General features: G+C 69.1%; 12 protein-coding genes. 9 read left to right on the top strand and 3 right to left on the bottom strand.

The window, feature by feature from the left end:
• Positions 1–75 precede the first annotated feature (75 nt).
• Entirely contained in the window at positions 76–1,953 is a 1,878-nt protein-coding gene (locus ABZS64_RS27610; RefSeq protein WP_355835122.1) for a cellulase family glycosylhydrolase, read from the bottom strand.
• Positions 1,954–2,557: 604 nt separating this feature from the next.
• Here ABZS64_RS27610 and ABZS64_RS27615 point away from each other — a divergent pair.
• From ABZS64_RS27615 to ABZS64_RS27645, 7 genes are all read left to right on the top strand, one after another.
• Positions 2,558–2,794 (top strand): type A2 lantipeptide, encoded by a 237-nt coding sequence (locus ABZS64_RS27615; protein ID WP_355835125.1) that lies wholly within the window; start codon positions 2,558–2,560, stop codon positions 2,792–2,794.
• A gap of 143 nt (positions 2,795–2,937) precedes the next feature.
• Complete coding sequence (locus ABZS64_RS27620) at positions 2,938–3,744, top strand: HlyD family efflux transporter periplasmic adaptor subunit (RefSeq protein ID WP_355835128.1); 807 nt, start codon at positions 2,938–2,940, stop codon at positions 3,742–3,744.
• Positions 3,741–6,020 (top strand): NHLP family bacteriocin export ABC transporter peptidase/permease/ATPase subunit, encoded by a 2,280-nt coding sequence (locus tag ABZS64_RS27625; RefSeq protein ID WP_355835131.1) that lies wholly within the window; start codon positions 3,741–3,743, stop codon positions 6,018–6,020. Before ABZS64_RS27620 ends, ABZS64_RS27625 begins: the two co-directional genes overlap by 4 nt.
• A 1-nt stretch (position 6,021) precedes the next feature.
• On the top strand, positions 6,022–8,892 hold the full coding sequence (locus ABZS64_RS27630) for an NHLP bacteriocin export ABC transporter permease/ATPase subunit (RefSeq protein WP_355835134.1): 2,871 nt from the start codon (positions 6,022–6,024) through the stop codon (positions 8,890–8,892).
• Positions 8,893–9,168: 276 nt separating this feature from the next.
• Entirely contained in the window at positions 9,169–11,013 is a 1,845-nt protein-coding gene (locus tag ABZS64_RS27635) for a glycoside hydrolase family 47 protein (protein WP_355835136.1), read from the top strand.
• 5 nt (positions 11,014–11,018) lie between these two features.
• Complete coding sequence (locus ABZS64_RS27640) at positions 11,019–13,439, top strand: RICIN domain-containing protein (RefSeq protein WP_355835139.1); 2,421 nt, start codon at positions 11,019–11,021, stop codon at positions 13,437–13,439.
• A 10-nt stretch (positions 13,440–13,449) separates the two neighbouring features.
• Positions 13,450–15,471 carry a lectin gene (locus ABZS64_RS27645; protein ID WP_355835142.1) on the top strand — a complete coding sequence of 674 codons (2,022 nt, stop codon included), beginning with the start codon at positions 13,450–13,452 and terminating at the stop codon, positions 15,469–15,471.
• A 91-nt stretch (positions 15,472–15,562) separates the two neighbouring features.
• On the opposite strand, the gene ABZS64_RS27650 is transcribed toward ABZS64_RS27645, so the two are convergent.
• Positions 15,563–17,398 carry a protein kinase gene (locus ABZS64_RS27650; protein ID WP_355835145.1) on the bottom strand — a complete coding sequence of 612 codons (1,836 nt, stop codon included), beginning with the start codon at positions 17,396–17,398 and terminating at the stop codon, positions 15,563–15,565.
• A gap of 223 nt (positions 17,399–17,621) precedes the next feature.
• The gene (gene ribA / locus ABZS64_RS27655) at positions 17,622–18,272 is read right to left on the bottom strand and encodes a GTP cyclohydrolase II (RefSeq protein ID WP_355835148.1); all 651 of its coding nucleotides are present in this window, start codon (positions 18,270–18,272) and stop codon (positions 17,622–17,624) included.
• 125 nt (positions 18,273–18,397) lie between these two features.
• Between ribA and ABZS64_RS27660 the strand changes: the two genes are divergently transcribed.
• Entirely contained in the window at positions 18,398–19,147 is a 750-nt protein-coding gene (locus ABZS64_RS27660; RefSeq protein ID WP_355835151.1) for a creatininase family protein, read from the top strand.
• Positions 19,144–20,025 (top strand): RibD family protein, encoded by an 882-nt coding sequence (locus tag ABZS64_RS27665; RefSeq protein WP_355835153.1) that lies wholly within the window; start codon positions 19,144–19,146, stop codon positions 20,023–20,025. Before ABZS64_RS27660 ends, ABZS64_RS27665 begins: the two co-directional genes overlap by 4 nt.
• Positions 20,026–20,035: the final 10 nt, after the last annotated feature.

Raw genomic sequence — 20,035 nt, forward strand, 5'->3', positions numbered from 1 at the left:
CGGCAGCCGTGACGGCGGCGACGGATCGGGAGGCTTCGGCGTCGGCTCGGGGCGACGGGTGATCGAGGCGGGGCCTCAGCCGCGGCCGGCCGCCCACCCTGCCAGTTCGGCCCGCGCCGCACTCAGCAGCTCCGCCGAGGGTGCGGTCGCCCCATTGGTGACGAGCGCGTAGTGCAGGGCGTCGGCCTTCCCGGCGGTGAGCAGCAGACGGCGGCTGCCCGTCCCGCCCGGCTCCGGGGCCACCGCGATCGGTACATCCGCCCCGTACGACGGCAGTCCGCTGACCGTGCCGAGGTCGGAGACGACCGTCGTCCGGGCGGTCTCGAAGCTTGCGGGGAGATGGAGTTCGGTGGGGGCGGCGCCGCCGTCCGAGCGCCAGAGCAGGAGGCCGTACTGGCCGGAGCCGACGAGCTCGGAGACGCGCGGGAGCGACTTCGGTACGGGATTCCAGGTCAGGGTGGTCGATCCGTCGCGTGAGCGGTCCTCGTAGGTGAAGGCGAGGGCGCGGCCCGCGGTGGCGCTGGGGTAGAGGCGGTCGAGCAGTCTGGCGTCCTGCCGCAGTACGGGCGTGCCCGCGTCGTCGAGGCGTACGGACGACAGGTCCTCGTCGTTCCAGGCGTCACCGGCGGTGCGGACCTTGTCGGGGTTGCCGTTCATCAGCTCGTGGTGGCGGCCGTTGTAGATGTCCCACTGCCACTGCGTACCGGAGAGCACGGGTCCCGAGTCCTGAGGGCGGGACCACCAGGTGGCGCCGGGCAGCCGGGAGTCCAGGGCCTGGTACATGGCCTTGCCGACGGTCGGGGCCTTGTCGGAGACCGTCCCGGTCAGGGGGTGGCCGAACTCGCTGACGACCGCCGCCGTTCCGGCGCCCGCCGCGCGGTCGCGGACGGCTCCGAAGTCGCCCGCGTACTGCCCGTCGGAGGCCTTGCCCCACATGAAGACGCCGGAGATGGCCTTCTGGTCGTAGAAGTGGGTGTTGAAGACATAGCGAGGGCCGATGGTGCCCGCGTCGAGGAGGCCGCCCTCCTGCTTCTGGAAGGAGAGGTTGGAATTCCAGAAGAGGTTCGGTTCGACGAGGACGGGCTTGGACTGCCATCCGGCCGCGTCCATGCGGGCCCGGAACTTCTCGTAGAAGGGCCAGAGCAGGTCGCGCTCCCAGGTGCGGCTGGTCTGGCCGGAGTCGTAGGAGCCCGCGTGCGGTTCGTTGTACGGGTCGAAGCCCGCGACGGCCGCGAACTCTGAGGCGGTGAGATGTTCGGCGAGGTACGCCATGGTGGTCCGGGCGGTTGCGAGGAAGGCGTCCTGGATGCCGCCGCTGTTGTGCCAGAAGTCGTGCGCCGCCTGCTTCACGGCCTCGTTCTGGGTGATGTTCTGCCCCCAGAAGAGGCAGATGCCGCAGGACTCCCGTGGATAGCCACCGGCCTCGACCGCCCACTTGGGGGCTCCGTCGCCGGTGTACCAGCTGCCCGCGTTGAACAGGTACCGGGAGTAGAGGTCCTGGTGGAAGTCGGGGTAGACGCGGATGCCCGCCTGGAGGAAGGCGCGTATCTGCTCGGTGACGGCGGCGAGATAGGCGTGGTCGACCTGGCCCCGTGCGGGTTCGGCGTGGGCCCAGGACAGCAGGAAGCGTGCGCTGTTGCCGCCGCCGAGGGCACGCAGTGCGGTCGCGGACTTCCTGGCGTCGGCGACGGATGCGAAGGGCAGTCCGCCGTTCTCCTCCAGCTTGGTCTCGCCGGAGACGTTGTATCCGCGCAGCACCACTTCGCGGCCGAGTCCGTCGGTGAAGCGGCCGTGGTCGACCGTGAACGCGGTGGCGGCCTGCTCGTCGAACCAGAGGGAGCCGGGCAGGGGCGCGGCGGCGGAGGGCGCGGCGGCGGACGGCGCGCCTGTGGTGGTCAGGGACGCGGTCATCAGGACGAGGAGTCCGATCAGACGCGCACGCATCTTCGCCATGCACACCACCATCCTGACGGACCGTCAGATTGTCAATGGTGCCGAGCGCTGCCAAACGTCGAGGTATCCGCCGGAATCGACCATTCCGCTCACGTCGGGCGCATCTCCGTTATCCGCCTATCTCAGCTTCTCGGGATGGCCGAGTCAATTCCCCCGTAATGCCAGTCGCAAGCATCGCTCAGCACCCTCTGAGCACGCTGCGGAAACACTCCCTACACAAAGGCGCCTTCGGTACGTACGACACCTGACACGAGGAAGCGCTCTTCAGCGAATCTGCACACCGAATACTCAGGTGCCACACAGGCCCCAGCGCACCATCCCGGCGCTGACCTGCTGATCTATCGTTTGGTGCGGGAATGTCCGTCAATCGGTCAAGAGGGCACGCGGGCACCAGAATTGAGGCGGGGCGAATACGTGAAGAAGATGGCACCAACCCATGGACGCGCGTGCACGCCACGTAATTCAGGGACCCGGTACCGCCTTGATCCGCCGCTGTCCGATTAGCTGCACAACGCGCCTGCGTGCTTTGATCCTTCGCACTGCGGGAGTTGAAAGACTCAGTCGCAGTAATTCGAGAGTTAGCCATGCGAAGGGAAGCCTCATCATGAACTCCACCCCCCAGGTTGAGACCCAGGTCATCTCCGACGCCGACCTGGACAACGTGTCCGGCGGTCTGGTGGGCCAGGCTTCGGGCGCCGTCCTCGGCACCGTCGACTCGGTCCTCCCGGTCTCCGGCCTCGCCGCCGCCGCGTCGGGCACCGTCGGTTCGGTCATCGGCACCGCCGAGGGCCTCACCGGCCTGAACACCGCCGGCGTCACGGGCCTGGTCGCCGGTCTCTGAGCCGGTTCTGTGCCGCCGAGCGGCACAGCCAGTTGCGGTGACTACGGCCTGGTCGACGTCCCCTCCTTGTCGACCGGCCGGGCCGCATGCCCCGGATCCCCCACGGGTCCGGGGCATTCGGTCGCCGCCCCCCGAGGAGTGTCGTGCAGTTCCGCCAACAAGCCCTTTCCAAGCTCCAGTCGCCCGAGGAAATCGATCTGCCGGTGCGTTTCGCCCGGCCGCGCGGCTGGCTCGTCCTGGCCGTCACCGTCGTGGTCATGATCGCCGCAGCCGTATGGGCTGTGACCGGCACCGTGACCTCCACCCTCGGCGCGCCCGGAATCCTCATGCACGCGCAGGGCAGCTACGTCCTGCAGAGCCCCGTCTCGGGCCAGGTCACCGAGGTGCTGGCCGAGGAGGGCGAAAGGGTTCCCGCCAACGCTCCCCTGGTGAAGGTCCGTACCGCCGAGGGCAGCACCGTCGTGCGGACGATCGCCGCGGGCCGCCTGACCGCGCTGGTCGCCACGATCGGCTCGGTGGTCACCACCGGCGCGGACATGGCGGCCGTCGAACGGGTCGACAAGGCCGACGACCCCCTGCTGGCGGTTCTGTATGTACCGGCCGACAGCGCGTCCACCGTGCACGTGGGCGCATCGGTGGATCTCACGGTCCAGTCCGTGCCCACGCAGCAGTACGGAGTACTGCGCGGCCGTGTGAAAGAGGTCGGCCGGACCGCCCAGACCCGGCAGCGGATCTCCGGCTTCCTCGGCAGCAGCCAGCTCGGCGAGCAGTTCTCGAAGGCGGGTCAGCCGGTGGCGGTCCTGGTCACGCTGGATCCCTCCCGAGGCACCAAGTCCGGCTACTCCTGGTCGACTTCGCAGGGGCCGCCGTTCGCCGTCGACTCCATGACCCTGGCCACCGGCGCCGTCCGCCTGGCCGAGCAGCATCCGATCGATTGGCTGCTTCCATGACCACGCAGCAGCAACTGCCGCCGCCGGCGGGCCGTGGCCGGCACCGCCCGGAGAGCGCGCCCGCCCCGCGTCGCGGCGGCGCGCGCCGGGGAGCCCCCAAGCCCAAGAAGCGCACGAAGCAGAAGACTGTCCGCACGCCGACCGTTCTCCAGATGGAGGCTCTGGAGTGCGGCGCCGCCTCGCTCGCCATGGTGCTCGCGCACTACGGGCGGCATGTGCCGCTCGAAGAGCTCCGTATCGCCTGCGGTGTCTCGCGAGACGGTTCGCGGGCCAGCAACATCCTCAAGGCCGCGCGCAGTTACGGGCTCGATGCCAAGGGCATGCAGATGGAACCGGCGGCCCTCGCCGAGATGCGGGCGCCCGCGATCCTGTTCTGGGAGTTCAACCACTATGTCGTCTATGACGGCATGGGCCGCAGGTTCGGCCGGCGGGGTGTGCACATCAACGACCCCGACAAGGGCCGCCGCTTCGTGGCGACGGAGGACTTCGACACCAGTTTCACCGGTGTCGCGCTGATCCTGGAGCCCTCAGGCAGCTTCCGCCGGGGTGGCCGCAAGCCGGGGATCATGCGCGCGGTGCCCGCGAGGATGCGCGGCACGACGGGCACCCTGCTGGCCGCGCTGCTGGCCAGCCTGCTGCTCGTCGCGGTCGGCGCGGCGGTGCCCGCGCTGAGCCGTACGTACATCGACATGTTCCTGATCGGCAACCAGACCTCGCTGCTCGGACCACTGTTCGCGTCGATGGCGGCGATGGTGGCGCTGACCGCGGTGCTGACCGGTCTGCAACAGGCGAACCTGCTGCGCGGACGTATCATCTCGTCCACGCTCAGCAGCGCCCGGTTCCTGCGGCATCTGCTGCGACTGCCGGTCACCTTCTTCGCCCAGCGCAGCCCCGCCGATCTGGTCCAGCGCCTGCAGTCCAACGACGCGGTCGCCGAAACGCTGGCACGTGACCTCGCCGCCGCGGGCGTGGACGGCGTCGTCGTGATCCTCTACGCGGTCCTGCTGTGGACGTACGACCCTCAACTGACCGTCATCGGCATCGGGATCGCGCTGCTCAATGTGGTCGCCATGCGCATCGTGATCAGGCTGCGGGCCACCCATACCCAGAAGCTGCGCGCCGACAGCGCCCGGCTCACCAACACCTCGTACACCGGTCTTCAGCTCATCGAGACCATGAAGGCCACCGGCGGCGAGAACGGATACTTCCGCCGCTGGGCGGGCCAGCACGCGACCACCCTGGAGGAGCAGCAGCGGCTCGGCGTGCCCAGTGCGGTCCTGGCCGTCGTCGCGCCGACCCTCGCGACGCTCAACAGCGCGCTGATCCTGTGGATCGGCGGCCTGCGGGCGGTGGAGGGCCATATCTCGATCGGTCTGCTCGTCGCCTTCCAGGCGCTCGTGACGCGCTTCACCGCCCCGATCACCCGGCTCAACGGTGTGGCGGGCAGGATCCAGGACTTCGCCGCAGATGTGGCCCGGCTCAAGGACGTCGAGAGCTTCCCCGTCGACTCCCTCTACTCACGCCGGGAGACCGACGAGGCGAGTACGCGCAGGCTCAAGGGCCATGTGTCGCTGGAGAACATCACCTTCGGCTACAGCCCCCTGGACAAGCCGCTCCTCAGCGACTTCTCGCTGACGGTCGGACCCGGGCGGCAGGTCGCGCTCGTCGGCGGGTCCGGCAGCGGCAAGTCCACCGTCTCCCGGCTGATCTCCGGGCTTTACAGCCCGTGGGAGGGCACGATCCGCATCGACGGACAGCGCCTGGAGGACATCTCCCGCAGTGCGCTGGCCGCTTCGGTCTCCTTCGTCGACCAGGACGTGTTCCTCTTCGAGGGCACCGTCCGGGACAACGTGGCGCTGTGGGACCCCTCCATATCGGACGACGCGGTCGTCACCGCACTGCGGGACGCTGCACTCTACGACGATGTGATCGCCCGGCGTCCCGACGGCATCCACAGCCGCGTCGAGCAGGACGGCCGCAACTTCTCCGGCGGGCAGCGCCAGCGTCTCGAGATCGCCCGGGCGCTGGTGCGGCGGCCCAGCATCCTGGTCCTCGACGAGGTGACCAGCGCACTGGACGCCGAGACCGAGCGGATCATCATCGACAATCTGCGGCGCCGCGGCTGTGCCTGCGTCGTCATCGCCCACCGGCTGAGCACGGTGCGCGACAGCGACGAGATCGTGGTGCTCGACCACGGCTCGGTCGTCGAACGTGGTCGGCACGAGGACCTGGTCAACGCCGGGGGCCCGTACGCCGAGCTGGTCAAGGAGCACTGACGTGGCATCCGTTCACCCCTCCGCGGTCGCAGGACCGGGCGAGACCGACGCGGTGACCCATGCCCTGGGCGGGCTGGGCGCACCCGTCGACTGCACCGGCCTGCGCAGCCTGTCGCTGGAGGGGCCGCATGTGCTGTGGCTCGTCGTCGGCGGGGCCCTGGATCTTTTCGCCGTCGACGCCGCCCAGCAGGGGCACTGGCACTTCCTCGGCCGTCTGGAAGCGGGAAGCCTCCTCCTCGGCCCGGTCGAGGGCCCGCGGCACACCCTGATCGGCAGGCCCTCGCAGGACTGCCTGCTGCACCGGATCCCGCTGCGGGAGCTGTACCGGCCGGACTACACCGGCGAGTACGCGGCATACGGAAGCGGCTACGAGACCTACGACACCGGCCAGGTCTACGACGCGCCGACCCCGCTGGAGCACGCATTCGCCCTCGGCACCGGACGCGGTCTGGGCGTCCTGTTCCAGGCTCCGCTGGAGGGCCGGGCCGCCGACGAGGCCATGGCCGACGACGACATCCTGTGGATGCCGGTCCCGTCCGGCAGCGTCCAGTACGGCGCCATGTACAGCGCGGAGGCGGCGGGCGATCTGCTGGTCGACGCCGCGCTGTGGCAGCAGATGGTCAACCAGCAGTACCGGCTGCTGTCCGCGGTGGACCGCTGGATCGAGGCGCTCGAGCGCGCCCACGAGGACCGTACGGCCGCGGGCATCAAGGCGGGCGAAGCCGTCAGGGCCCGGGCCGACCAGGCGCTGCTGGCCTCCATCGGCAGGCCCGAGCGGTCAGGACGGACATCGGCCAAGGCGGACGCGGCCGAGGACGATGCCACGTTCGCCGTCTGCCGGCGTGTGGCGGAAGCCGCCAGGATCACGCTCACCGAGCCGCCGAGGAGCGGCCCGGTCAACGACCGCATCAGTCCCGTCGAGCGGATCGCGATCGGTTCACGGATCCGAACCCGCGCGGTCCGGCTGGAGGGCCGCTGGTGGCGTACGAACACCGGGCCGCTGGTGGGCCATTGGGCCAAGTCCGGCGCCCCTGTCGCCCTGCTGTGGCGCCGTGGCCGCTACGAAGCGCTGAACCCGGCCTCCGGACTGCGCATCCGGATCGGCAGTATCCAGGCGGAGGAACTCGAGCCGCGTGCCGTGATGTTCTACCGGCCGCTGCCGGAAAAGCCCATGACCGCAGGGCGGCTGCTGCGCTTCAGCCTGCGCGGCACCGGCTCGGACGTGCGCAATCTGGCGATCGGCGGACTGGTGACCGTCGCACTCGGCGCACTCGTGCCGATCGCGACCGGCCAGGTGCTCGGCGTGTACGTACCGACGGCCGAGACGAGCCTCATCGTCCAGGTCGCCCTGGCCGTGATGATCGCCGGAATCGTCTCGGCCGCCTTCATGCTGCTGCAGAACCTCACGGTCCTGCGGATGGAGGGACGTATCGAAAGCTCGCTCCAGCCGGCCGTGTGGGACCGGCTGTTGCGGCTGCCGACGCGGTTCTTCACCGAGCGCTCCACCGGAGAACTGGCCAGCGCGGCGATGGGCATCAGCGCCGTCCGACGCCTCCTTTCCGGCATTGGCCCGGTGGCCCTCCAGGCGGGCACGGTCGGCGGGATGAACCTCGTCCTGCTGCTCTGCTACAGCGTGCCGCTGGCGCTCACCGCGATCGCCATGCTGCTCGTCATCGGAGCCGTGTTCCTCGGGATGGGCCTGTGGCAGCTGCGGTGGCAGCGGCAGCTGGTCGAGCTCGGCAACAAGCTCAACAACCAGGCCTTCCAGACCCTGCGGGGACTGCCCAAGCTGCGGGTCGCGGCGGCGGAGAGCTTCGCGTACGCCGCGTGGGCCCGGGAGTTCGCGCGCTCGCGCGAACTGCAGCAGCGGGCTGGCCGGATCAAGAACCTGACGACGGTCCTCGACGCGGTCTATCTGCCGCTCTGTTCGCTCACCATGTTCATGCTGCTGGCCGGTCCTGCTCGCGGCAGCATGTCGGCGGGTGAGTTCCTGACCTTCAACACCTCCGTGACCATGCTGCTGACATCGGTCACGCAGCTCTCCGGGGTGCTCGTGTCGGCCGCCGCCGCACTGCCCATGTTCGAGCAGATCAAGCCGGTCTTCGACGAGGCCCCCGAGGTCCGCGGGTCCAGCGCCCAACCCGGCGCCCTGTCCGGCGGGATCGAGGCCAGAAAGCTCTCCTTCCGCTACACCGACGACGGCCCGCTCGTCCTCGACGATGTGTCCCTCCAGGTGCGGCCGGGCGAGTTCGTGGCGATCGTCGGCGCCAGCGGCTGCGGCAAGTCGACCCTGCTCAGGCTCCTCATCGGCTTCGACCGGCCTGCCTCGGGCAGCGTGCTGTACGACGGCCAGGACCTGGCGGCCCTGGACCAGGCGGCCGTCCGCCGCCAGTGCGGAGTCGTCCTGCAGAACGCCCAGCCGCTGACCGGATCGATCCTCGACTGCATCTGCGGCACTGAGGCGTTCACTCAGGAAGAGGCCTGGGAGGCCGCCGAGATGGCCGGCCTCGCCGAGGACATCAAGCGCATGCCGATGGGCCTGCACACCATGATCGCGGCCGGCGGTGCTATCTCCGGCGGCCAGCGCCAGCGCCTGATGATCGCCCAGGCTCTCATCCGCCGCCCCCGGATCCTCTTCTTCGACGAGGCGACGAGCGCGCTGGACAACGAGACCCAGCGCATCGTGATCGAGTCCACCCGCCGCCTGAGCGCGAGCCGCGTCGTGATCGCCCACCGGCTGTCGACCGTCATGGACGCCGACCGAGTGATCGTGATGTCGGACGGCCGGATCGTGGAGCAGGGCGCTCCGGCGGAGTTGCTCGCGCATCCGGGCGGACATCTGCACGAGCTGGTACGGCGGCAGATGACGTGACGGTCAGCCCGTAGGCAGGAGCCCGGCCGCGAGGACCGGTCACCGAGCGAGTCGAGTCGTGTCGCGGACCGGGCGTGGGGCGTCATCGAGAGGCCGGGGGCTCGCGATCACATGCGCCAGGGGTTGACGGGCGCATGCCACTTCTCCACACTCGGCACTCGACCACCACGCAGCGGCGCACGCAAGCAGCCGTACCCATCGCTCGTATCTGCACCAAGAACTCTGACTGCCGCGTGACAACGTTGTCAACAGCCCCGTCCCTGATGGAGGCACCACATGACGACCCCCCTCAACGCACGGCTGTCACGGCGTGCGCTGCTCCGCGTCGCGGCAGCCGCCGGAGGCGCGATCGCCGTCGGCGGACTCGGAGCGCAGCCCGCGTTCGCGGCGCCGGGCCCGCCCGATCCCACGCTGGCCAATGACGTACGGCAGGAGTTCCTCACCGCCTGGACGGCGTACCGTCGGCTCACTTGGGGCCGCGACGAACTGCATCCGGTGAGCGGCACCGGCTCCGAGTTCTTCATCAGCGGCGTACCGCTCGGCCTGACCATCGTCGAGTCGCTCGACACGCTCTATCTGATGGAACTCGACGGCGAGCTGGACGCGGGCATCGCCTGGATCAACGGCAATCTGAACTTCAACCGCAACGCGAGCGTCCACGTCTTCGAGACGATCATCCGGCTCGTCGGCGGCCTCCTCTCCGGGTACCACGCCACCGGCAATGCCGTGCTCCTGACCAAAGCCCGTGACCTGGCCGACCGGCTCCTGCCGGCGTTCACCTCGTCGCCGACCGGCGCACCCTACCGGTACGTCAACCTCCAGACCGGCGCGGTCTCCGGGAACCAGGTGCCGCTTGCCGAGATCGGGAGCAACATCACCGAGCTGGGGTGGCTGTCCCAACTCACCGGCGATCAGAAGTACTTCAACGCGGCGAAGAAGGCCTTACGGGCGGTGTACGACCGCAGGTCGTCGCTGAACCTCGTCGGCACCACGCTGAATGTGGACACGGGCGCCTGGACCGACACCACCGCGCGTATCGACCCGCCCGTGGACTCGTTCTTCGAGTACCTCTGGGACGCGTACCAGTTCTTCGGCGACACCGAGATCCGCGGCTGGTACCAGACGCTGACCACGGCCGTCCTGCAGCGCCTCGGCGAGACCTACAACGGCCGGCTCTGGTTCAAGGCCGTCGACATGAACACGGGCGGGCTGGTCAGCCGGTACCAGTCGGAGCTCACCGCCTTCTACGCCGGGCTGCTCGCCCAGGGCGGCAGTGTGAGCGAGGGCGAGTCGTACCACAGCTCGTGGGCGGCGGCGCTGGCCCAGCACCGGCTGCCGCCCGAGGGCATCAACTACACGACTTTCGCGGCGACGAGCAACGAGTACCAACTGCGTCCGGAGTACGTCGACTCCGCACTCTTCCTGTGGCTGGCCACCGGCAACGAGGTCTACCGGGATCGCGCCAAGTGGCTGTGGGACGGCCAGAAGGCACACTGCAAGGTGGCAGGCGGCTACACGATCGTCTCGAACATGACCACAACGCCCACGACCAAGGGCGATCTCACTCCGGGCTACTGGTACTCGGAGAACATGAAGTACTTCTACCTGCTGTGGGCGGGCGCGCCGCGGTTCGACTACTCGGCCAACTACCTCACCACCGAGGGCAATGTCCTGCGCGGCATCAACAGGGCCGCGGCACCGTTCGCGAGCGCCACGTACCGGCTGGTCAGCCGGGCGACGGGACGGGCGCTCGATGTGAGTGGCGCATCCACGTCCGACGGTGGCGCGGCGATCGCGTGGACCGTTCACGACGGTGCGAACCAGCTCTGGATCACCACTACGACCGGCGGGTACACCCGGCTGACGAGTCTGCACAGCGGCAAGGTGCTCGAAGTGCCCCAGTCGTCCACGACGAACGGCACGGGGCTCGTGCAGTGGGGCCACAACGGCACCAATACGCAGCAGTGGACGCTCCAGTCCACCGGCGACGGGTACTACCGGCTCGTCAACCGCAACAGTGGCAAGGCCGCCGACCTCGCGGGCACCGGCAACGGTGCGGCGGTGGTGCAACAGCCGGTGAGCACCGCCACCACCCAGCACTGGCAGCTGGTGAGGGTGTGATCCCGATGCGACGCGTCCTCCTTGTTGTCCTCGCGTTATTGGCGGCGGTCCTGGCGCCGACCGCGCCCGCGCAGGCCGCGACAACCATCACGATCAGCGGCGCCGCGGCCGGCCGCGTCTTCGACGGCGTGGGTGCGGTCAGCGGCGGCGGCGGTAACTCGAAACTGCTCTACGACTACCCCGAGCCGCAGCGCAGCCAGATCCTGGACTACCTGTTCAAGCCGGGCTACGGGGCCGCCATCTCGCTGCTCAAGGTCGAGATCGGCGGCGACGCCAACTCCACGGACGGCGCCGAGCCCAGCCATATGCACACTGCCGGCGACCAGAACTACCAGCGCGGCTACGAGTGGTGGCTGATGGAGCAGGCCAAGGCCCGTAACCCGAACATCAAGCTGGCCGCCCTCGCGTGGGCGGCGCCCGGCTGGATCGGCACGTCCCATGTGTGGACGCAGAACATGATCACCTATCTCGTCAACTATCTCCGGGGCGCCCGGGACGTCCACGGCCTCACGATCGACTATCTCGGCGGTTGGAACGAGAACGGCTGGGACACCACCTGGTTCGTCAACCTGCGCAGCGCGCTCGACTCGGGCGGATTCGGCAACGTACAGCTCGTCGGCGCAGACAGTGGGTGGGACGTCGTCACCGATATGCAGAACAACGCGGCGTTCAACAAGGCGATCAGCGTGGTCGGGGCGCACTATCCGTGCCAGGGCGTCTCCGAATCCACCGGCGACCGGTGCGAATCGACGCCGGCCGCGCAGAGCACCGGAAAACCGCTGTGGGCGAGCGAGAACGGATCCCAGGATTACAACGCCACCGGCCCGGTGATGGCTCGCCAGATCAGCCGCGGCTATATCGACGCGAAGATGACCGGCTACATCAACTGGCCGCTGATCGCGGCAGTCCCGCCAGGACTGCCCTTCCAGACCACCGGGCTGATGGTGGCGCCGCAGCCGTGGTCCGGCCAGTACAGCCACGGCAAGGGGCTCTGGGTCCAGGCGCACTGGAACCAGTTCGCCGAGCCAGGGTGGCAGTTCATCGACTCGGCCGGCGGCTATCTCTCCGGCGACCGCAACATTGGCAGCTATGTGACGCTCAAGGCACCCGGCAACGGCAACTACACCACGATCATTGAAACCACCCGCGCCACCGCGACCGAGCAGTTCACTGCCACCGTCACGGGCGGGCTGCCCACCGGCTCGCTGCGGGTCTGGGCCACCAATCTGGGCTCTGACAATCCCGCAGACTGGTTCGTACGCCAGCCGGACATCACGCCGTCCGGCGGTAGCTGGTCACTGACGCTCCAGCCCGGCCGGATCTACTCGATCAGCACGACCACCGGGCAGGGCAAGGGTTCGGCGGCCGGCCCGGCGGCTGCCGCCTTCCCTCTGCCCCACACCGACACCTTCGACTCGTACGCCACCGGGCGGGAGGCGCGGTATCTCGCGGACCAGCACGGTTCCTTCGAGACCGTCGCCTGCGGCGGCGGCCGCACCGGGCAGTGCGTGCGGCAGATGGCGCCGGTCGCGCCCATCCCGTGGCATCCGCACCAGAGCCCTGCGTACGCCCTGATCGGCGACAATTCGCTGACCAATTACACCGTCCAGTCCGACGTGATGTTTGAGCAGACTGGCGGATCCGTGGCGCTGCTCGGCCGGTTCGGGGCACGGGAGTACTGGCAGGTGGGTCAGCTCAACGCGTACTACCTGAAGGTCGGGCAGGGCGGCGGCTGGCAGATACTTCGCGGCGACACGTCCGGCGCGATGACAGAGCTCGCCTCCGGTACCCGGGCGGCGCTGGCCGCGGGCACCTGGCACACGGCTGCCTTCCGGCTCCAGGGATCGACGCTCACCGCCGTCGTCGACGGCGTGACGCTGGGCAGCGCCACCGACTCCACTTTCGGGCTGGGCCCGGCCGGCCTGGGGGTCGGGGTGGGAGAGAGCAGCATCGCCACCCGCTGGCGGACGGTGCAGTTCGACAACCTCTCCATCACCCCGGGTGCGATCACGACGTACAAAATCGTCAACCGCAGCAGCGGCAAGGTCCTGGCGGTGGCGGGCGGTTCGACGGCGGAGGGTGCGTCGATCGTGCAGCAGACCGACACCGGCGCCGCGAGTCAGCGCTGGCGCACGGTCCAGTCCGGCAGTTACGTCCAGATCGTCAACGTGGGCAGCGGCAGAGCCCTCGACGTGCCCGGCTTCTCGACGAGCCAGGGCACCCAGCTCGCCCAGTGGACCGCCAACAGCGGTGCGAACCAGCAGTGGACCCTCGGGACGGTCACCGGTGGCTACAACACGCTGGTCAACCGGCACAGCGGATATCTGGCGGATGTCACAGGCGGTTCGAGTGCCGACGACGCCGCGGTCATCCAATGGCCGTCGAACGGCGGGACCAACCAGCAGTGGCAGTTCGTGGCGTCCTGAGGAGGCTTTGATGAGAAGAACACTGACAGGGCTCGTGACACTGGCGCTGATGGTGCTGGTGGGCGCGGCACAGCCGGTGTCGGCAGACACGGCCGACATCACCGCGGCGACCCCGGCGGTCGCGATCTCCCCGACCGACACACCCGCGCAGATCCGCGCCAAGGCCGCCGGCGTAACCCCTTCGTCCCGGCAACTCGCGTGGCAGCGACGTGAGTTGACCGCGTTCGTCCATTTCGGCGTCAACACGTACACGAGCCGCGAGCACGGCACGGGCACCGAGGATCCCAATGTCTTCCAGCCGGCCGAGCTGAACACCGACCAGTGGGCGACGGCACTCAAGGGCGCGGGATTCAAGCAGGTGATCCTCACCGTGAAGCACCACGACGGGTTCCTGCTGTTCCCCTCGCGGTACTCGGACTTCGGTGTGACCGCCACCTCGTGGCACGGAGGCACCGGCGATGTCGTGCGTGACCTCGCGAACTCCGCCCGCGCGCAGGGCCTCGCCTTCGGCATCTACATCTCGCCGTCCGACCTGCACGAAGCACAGCCCGGCGGCCGGTACGCCAACAACAGCGCGGCCACGGCCCGCACTGTCCCCAGCAACCCGGCGGACGTCGTGGGCGGCCGGACCTTCTCCGTCACCGCCGACGACTACAACACGTACTTCATGAACACCCTCTACGAACTGCTGACCCGCTACGGCGACGTGGCCGAGGTGTGGTGGGACGGGGCCAACCCGACCGGCAAGTCCAACCCGTACAACTACACCGACTGGATCGGCATCGTGCGGACGCTGCAGCCCAACGCGGTGATCTTCCAGGACATCGACATGCGCTGGGTCGGCAACGAGGACGCCGTGGGACGGCAGTCCGAGTGGTCGCCGACGCCGCTTGTTGGCGATGCCGCGACCGCCGCGGACCGGTTCCTGGAGCCCGAGGACGAGCGGGCCGAGGACCTGGCCGGCGATGCCGTGCTCGGTCAGCGCAAGGCCGACGGGACGAGCAAGTGGAACGTCCTGCGCTGGACACCCGCCGAATGCGATGCATCGATCATGGCCGACGGCTGGTTCTGGCCGACGTCCGCGATTAAGACGCCGGCGCAGTTGGAGAACGAGTACTACACGTCGGTCGGGCGCAACTGCCAACTCCTGCTCAACGTGGGGCCCGACCGTCGCGGGCTCTTCGACCAGGCTGCGCTGGATGCGCTTTCCGCCTTCCACACGACGATCTCCGGCACGTTCACGACCGACCTGGCCGCCGGCGCCACGGCCACCAACGACTCGGGTACGGGCAACACCGCCGGACACGCGCCCGCTGCCGCGGTCGACAACGACCTGGACACCTCGTGGCAGCCGACCGCTGAAACAGGTGCGCTGGTACTGGGGCTGAGCGGCTCGAAGACATTCGACGTGATCTCCGTCCAGGAGGACCTGAACCTCGGGATGCGTACTCAGTCGTACGCGGTGGACCGCTGGACCGGCAGCGCCTGGACCCCGATCGCGGCCGACACCACGGTCGGGCACAAGAAACTGATCCGGCTGAGCGCGCCCGTGACCACGGACCGGATCCGGCTGCGGATCACCGCCTCGCGGACAGCTCCGACGATCGCCTCACTCGGCCTGTTCAAGCGCGCGCCCAGCAGCGCGCAGCCCGGAGTCACCGGTCCCGTCCGGTCGGGTCTCGCCGGCAAGTGCCTGGACGACAACGGTGGCAGCAACGCCGACGGCAACCGCGTCCAGATCTACGACTGCAACGGCAGCGTCGCTCAGCTGTGGACGGTCAACAGCGACGGCACGGTGCAGATCTTCGGGAAGTGCCTCGACATCCACGGTGGCAGCTCGGCCAACGGGGCAGCGGTTGAGCTCTACACCTGTCACGGCGGAGCCAACCAGACGTGGCAGTCCTCGGGCGGCGCACTCGTCAACCCGCTGTCCGGCCGCTGCCTGGACGTGCCCGGCTTCGACTCGGCCAACGGCACGCAGGTGGTTCTGTGGGACTGCAACGGCGGCACCAACCAACGCTGGACGTTGTAGGCCGTTTCTTTTGGATCAGCGTGCTGACCAGAGGACGTGGAAGCACCAGGGCCGGTGCCCTGGTGCCCCTGAGGTCGGTCGGCTGCCTGGCTCAGCGCGCCGTCTTGGACCACTTCTCGTCCCGTGCGCCGTTGCAGGTCCACTGGATCAGCTGGGATCCCTTGGTCGCGTTGGAGCCGAGGCCGAGGCACTTGCCGGAGTAGACGTTGCGCAGTTCGCGCGCGCCCGGGTCGTACCACCACTTCTGGTCGACCGCGCCGTTGCACGTGTACTGAACCATGCCTGCCCCGTTGGCGAGGCTCGACGCAGGGCCCATGCACTTGCCCGAGTACGCGTTCTGCAGGACGTAGGCGCGTTTGCCGTTGGAGTCGGTGGTGTCCTCGAACACCCACCGCTCGTCCTGGGCGTTGGTGCATCCCCACTGGATGACCTTCGAACCGTTGGTGAGCTTATTGCCCGCACCGGCGCAGAGGGCGCTGTAGTCATTGCTGAGGTAGACGGCGCTGGGGTTGGTCGTCGGAGAGGCCGACGAATGCGGGTTCGCACCGCCACCACCGCTGCTCGGCGTCGTCGCGGGGCCCGCCTCGCTGTCCTTGCCGTCGTCCTCGTCCGGCCGCTGAGAGGGCGCGCCGGACGGCTTCCCGCGCGCGCCTCCGGAGGGCGAGGCGCTCACGCCGGTGTCGCCCTCGCTCGGTTGACCGCTGCCCGCCGGGGAGCCGCCCCCAGGCTGCTCCGTCCCTGCCTCGATGCCGCTCGTACCGCCGTACTTGCCTACCAAGGCGTACGTGACGCCGCCCCCGGCCAGCACAACCGCGACCGCCGTTGCGATGACCGTACGGCGGCGGCGCCGCGCACGGCCGGCCGCGGAGCGGCTGGCGCCGGGAGCGTAGCCTGCGGTCGGCGCGCCGGACTGCGGAAGCGTGGGGGGCGGGCCGACCGGCGGGTAGCCGGTGTGACCAGGCTGCGGGGAAGCCTGGTGGGACGGCGCGGGACCGAAACCGGGCGGCGGCGTCGGGATGGCGGCCTCCGTCGGCGTAGGTATGGCGGCCGGCGGCGCGAGGTTCACCGTGCTGCCCGCGGCCACCCGCTCCAGCATCTCGCGCGCCTGGTCGGCGGTGGGCCGGCTCTCCGGCTCCTTCGCCGTCAGTGCCTGCAGCACCGCCGTGAGCGGTCCCGCTCTCCGGGGCTCCGGCAGCGGCTCGGTGATGATCGCCGCCAACGTGGACCACGCGGACGTGCGGCGGAACGGCGAAGTGCCCTCCACTGCCGTGTACAGCGTCATGCCGAGCGCCCAGATGTCCGACGCGGGACCGGGCTCCCTGCCCTGCGCGCGCTCCGGCGGCAGATAGTCGAGGGAGCCAACGATTTGACCGCTTTGGGTCAGCTTGGCCATGGCGTCGTCGCCGGAGGCCTCCATGCTGGCTATGCCGAAATCGGTGAGCACGACCCGGCCGCCGCGCTCCAGCAGCACGTTTCCCGGCTTGACGTCCCGGTGCAGTACCCCGGCCCGATGCGCGGCGTCGAGCGCGTCCATCAACTTGGCGCCGATCGCAGCGGCCTCTCGCGGCTCAAGCGGGCCGCGCTCCGCCAGCACATCGTCGAGCGAGGGCCCGTCGACAAGTTCCATGACGATGACCGGCAGGCCCTGTTCCTCGGTCACGTCGTGCACGGTGACCACTCCGCTGTGCCGGATACGGGCGGCGGCTTGCGCCTCCCGCTGCATCCGGGTCCGCACGTCGGCCAGTTCGGCTGCGGAGGTGTCGGTGAAAGCCCGCAGGACCTTGACGGCGACCTCCCGGTTGAGCAGCTCGTCCACCGCCCGGGCGACCACGCCCATGCCACCGCGCCCGACCGTCGCAGTCACCCGATAGCGCCCCCCGAGTATCTTGCCGACCAGCTCTCCGCCGTTCGTTTCCCCCGCCGACACCGCGCGCTCCGTTCCGTAACTGGTCGTCAATTCACGACCTGGCGGGGACAAGCGTAGAGGCAGGAGTACTGGGGGAGGCGCGGCAGCTGGGGCGCGCGGCCCGACCGGACGGAAGGACGCCGTGACCCACCAAGGCCACTTACCGAATGGCCTCGGGCGCATCGGCCAGCCGGTTTCGTTTGTCCGGCCGATCCTGCCGGGTTCAAGATCGGCCGGACAGGACCTACTCGACCGCGCCGTCCAGGTGGGGCAGATAGTGATCCAGGCGGTCCCGCTTGGTCCACAGATACGCCTTGTTCTCCGCGCGCGGCGGTATCAGCAGGGGAACCTGCTCGGTGATCTTGATGCCGTACCGCAGCAGCGCCTCGCGCTTGAGCGGGTTGTTCGACACCAGACGTACCGAATCGACGCCGAGATCGTGCAGGATGTCCGCAGCCACCTGGTAGTCGCGGGCGTCGACCGGGAGCCCGAGGGCGATATTCGCCTCGACTGTGTCGAGCCCCTCCGCCTGGAGCTTCATCGCCTGGAGCTTGGCCAGCAGGCCGATGCCCCGCCCCTCGTGACCCTGGAGGTAGACGAGAATGCCGCGCCCTTCCTCCACGATGGCGCCCAGCGCTGCGGACAGTTGATCGCCGCATTCGCAGTGCTTCGACCCGAAGACATCTCCGGTCAGACACTCCGAATGCACGCGGGTAAGTGCTCCCTCTCGTTCGACATCGCCGAATACCAGCACCATTTGCTCGTCGCCGCTATTGCGGTCCAGGTAGCCGATCGCGACGAAATCGCCGTGCACGGTGGACAGTTGGACATCCACCACTCGTTCGACACCTGATGGACGAACACTTCCGCGGAACGCGCCATCACTTTCTGTCATAGCCCCGATCTTATCTGGCAGACTCCGGGTGATGTGAGGGAAAATGACGAAGGGCACAACTGGCTGCCCGATTCGTCACGTTCGACCATGAGCGCGCAGAGCAAGCAACGAAAGGCCGGAAAGACATGAGCGGTTCGGGAACGCCACGGCAGGCATCGAGCCTGTTGCCGTTGCACTCCACGGAGGATGCGGGGGCCCTCGGGGGCGGCGTCGCCGTCCTTCCCATCGGCAGCTTCGAGCAGCACGGTGCGTATCTTCCGCTGGTGACGGACACGGTCATCGCCTGCACGATCGCCCGTGAGGTCGCCGCCGCGCATCCGGTTCACCACCTGCCTCCGCTGACGATCTCCTGCTCCCACGAGCATGCCGCCTGGCCGGGTACCGTCAGTATTTCTGCCGCGACCCTCCACGCCGTCGTACGGGACATAGCCGACTCGCTCCGCCGGTCCGGTATCGGATCCCTGATTCTCGTGAACGCGCACGGCGGAAATTACGTGCTGCGCAATGTGGTTCAGGAATCCGCCGGCAGCGGTATACGCATGGCGCTTTTCCCGGGCTCGGCGGACTGGGACGCGGCGCGGGCCAGAGCCGGTGTGCAGACACCGTCGCACAGCGATATGCACGCCGGTGAAGTGGAGACGTCGATCCTCCTGCACGCACATCCCGAACTGGTACGCCCCGGCTATGAAACCTCCGATTTCCTTGCCGACGAACGTAAGCATCTCCTCACTCTCGGTATGCCTTCGTACACGAAGTCCGGTGTCATCGGCCGCCCTTCATTGGCGTCGGCCGATAAGGGAAAGGAACTGCTTGCCGGACTTGTCGAATCGTTCGGTGAGTACGTCTCCCTGCTCTCCGAGGGAGAGACACGATGACCGGGCGCGGTGGTGTGCTGGATGCGGCAGAGGCGTGGGAGCGGCTGCGGGGCATCCGGTCCGAGGCGGACGCGGAGGCCGCGGGGCTGGTCCCGGACGGGGAGGGCGGCGGGCTGGTCCGGGACGCGGAGGCCGCGGGCCTGGTCCCCGATACTCAGGACGGCCGGCGCTGGAAGCAGGACGCCTCGCCCGAGGCGGAGTTGCTCGCCGACCGCTATCTGCCGCTGTGCCTGGCCGGTCCGCGCGTCGCGTTCGCCCAACTGGGCCAGAGCCTGGACGGTTTCATCGCGACCCGTACCGGCGACGCCGACTATGTCACCGGCGAGGAGGACCGCCGCCATCTGCACCGTCTGCGTGCCCTCGCCGACGCGGTGCTCGTCGGGGCCGGCACCGCCGTCGCGGACGATCCTCAACTGACGGTGCGTGCCTGCACGGGGACCAACCCGGTGCGCGTCGTCCTCGATCCGCGCGGCCGGGTGCCGCTGGGGCGCCGGGTGTTCACCGATGGGTCAGCTCCGACTCTGTGGGTCGTGGGCGCTGGCAGTGGCCGCGACAAGTCCGTCGTCCCGCAGGGCGTCGAGGTCCTGACGCTGCCGGACCAGGATGCGTTCGCCCCCGGACGCCTGCTGCAGTCGCTCGCGCAGCGCGGCCTGGGCCGGGTGCTGATCGAGGGCGGCGGCGTCACCGTGTCGCGGTTCCTGCACGAGAAGGCACTGCACCGGCTCTACGTCACCGTGGCACCGGTCCTGCTCGGCGACGGCATTCCGGGGCTGCGCTTCGCCGGTGAGCCGGTGATGCGGGACGCGCTGCGGCCGCCCGTGAGACGGGCCGTCCTCGGCGAGGACACGCTCTTCGAACTCGACCTGCGGACGGCGTAGACGGGCGAGC

The organism is Streptomyces sp. NPDC005408, assembly GCF_040606445.1.
In the GTDB taxonomy this organism is placed as follows: domain Bacteria; phylum Actinomycetota; class Actinomycetes; order Streptomycetales; family Streptomycetaceae; genus Streptomyces.

What these genes read in the sequence shown, in the direction of transcription:
- ABZS64_RS27640 (WP_355835139.1), top strand. Translation starts at nt 11,019, where the DNA reads ATGCGACGCGTCCTCCTTGTTGTCCTCGCGTTATTGGCGGCGGTCCTG.
- ABZS64_RS27635 (WP_355835136.1), top strand. Translation starts at nt 9,169, where the DNA reads ATGACGACCCCCCTCAACGCACGGCTGTCACGGCGTGCGCTGCTCCGC.
- ABZS64_RS27625 (WP_355835131.1), top strand. Translation starts at nt 3,741, where the DNA reads ATGACCACGCAGCAGCAACTGCCGCCGCCGGCGGGCCGTGGCCGGCAC.
- ABZS64_RS27645 (WP_355835142.1), top strand. Translation starts at nt 13,450, where the DNA reads ATGAGAAGAACACTGACAGGGCTCGTGACACTGGCGCTGATGGTGCTG.
- ABZS64_RS27615 (WP_355835125.1), top strand. Translation starts at nt 2,558, where the DNA reads ATGAACTCCACCCCCCAGGTTGAGACCCAGGTCATCTCCGACGCCGAC.
- ABZS64_RS27660 (WP_355835151.1), top strand. Translation starts at nt 18,398, where the DNA reads ATGAGCGGTTCGGGAACGCCACGGCAGGCATCGAGCCTGTTGCCGTTG.
- ABZS64_RS27610 (WP_355835122.1), bottom strand. Translation starts at nt 1,953, where the DNA reads ATGGCGAAGATGCGTGCGCGTCTGATCGGACTCCTCGTCCTGATGACC.
- ABZS64_RS27665 (WP_355835153.1), top strand. Translation starts at nt 19,144, where the DNA reads ATGACCGGGCGCGGTGGTGTGCTGGATGCGGCAGAGGCGTGGGAGCGG.
- ribA (WP_355835148.1), bottom strand. Translation starts at nt 18,272, where the DNA reads ATGACAGAAAGTGATGGCGCGTTCCGCGGAAGTGTTCGTCCATCAGGT.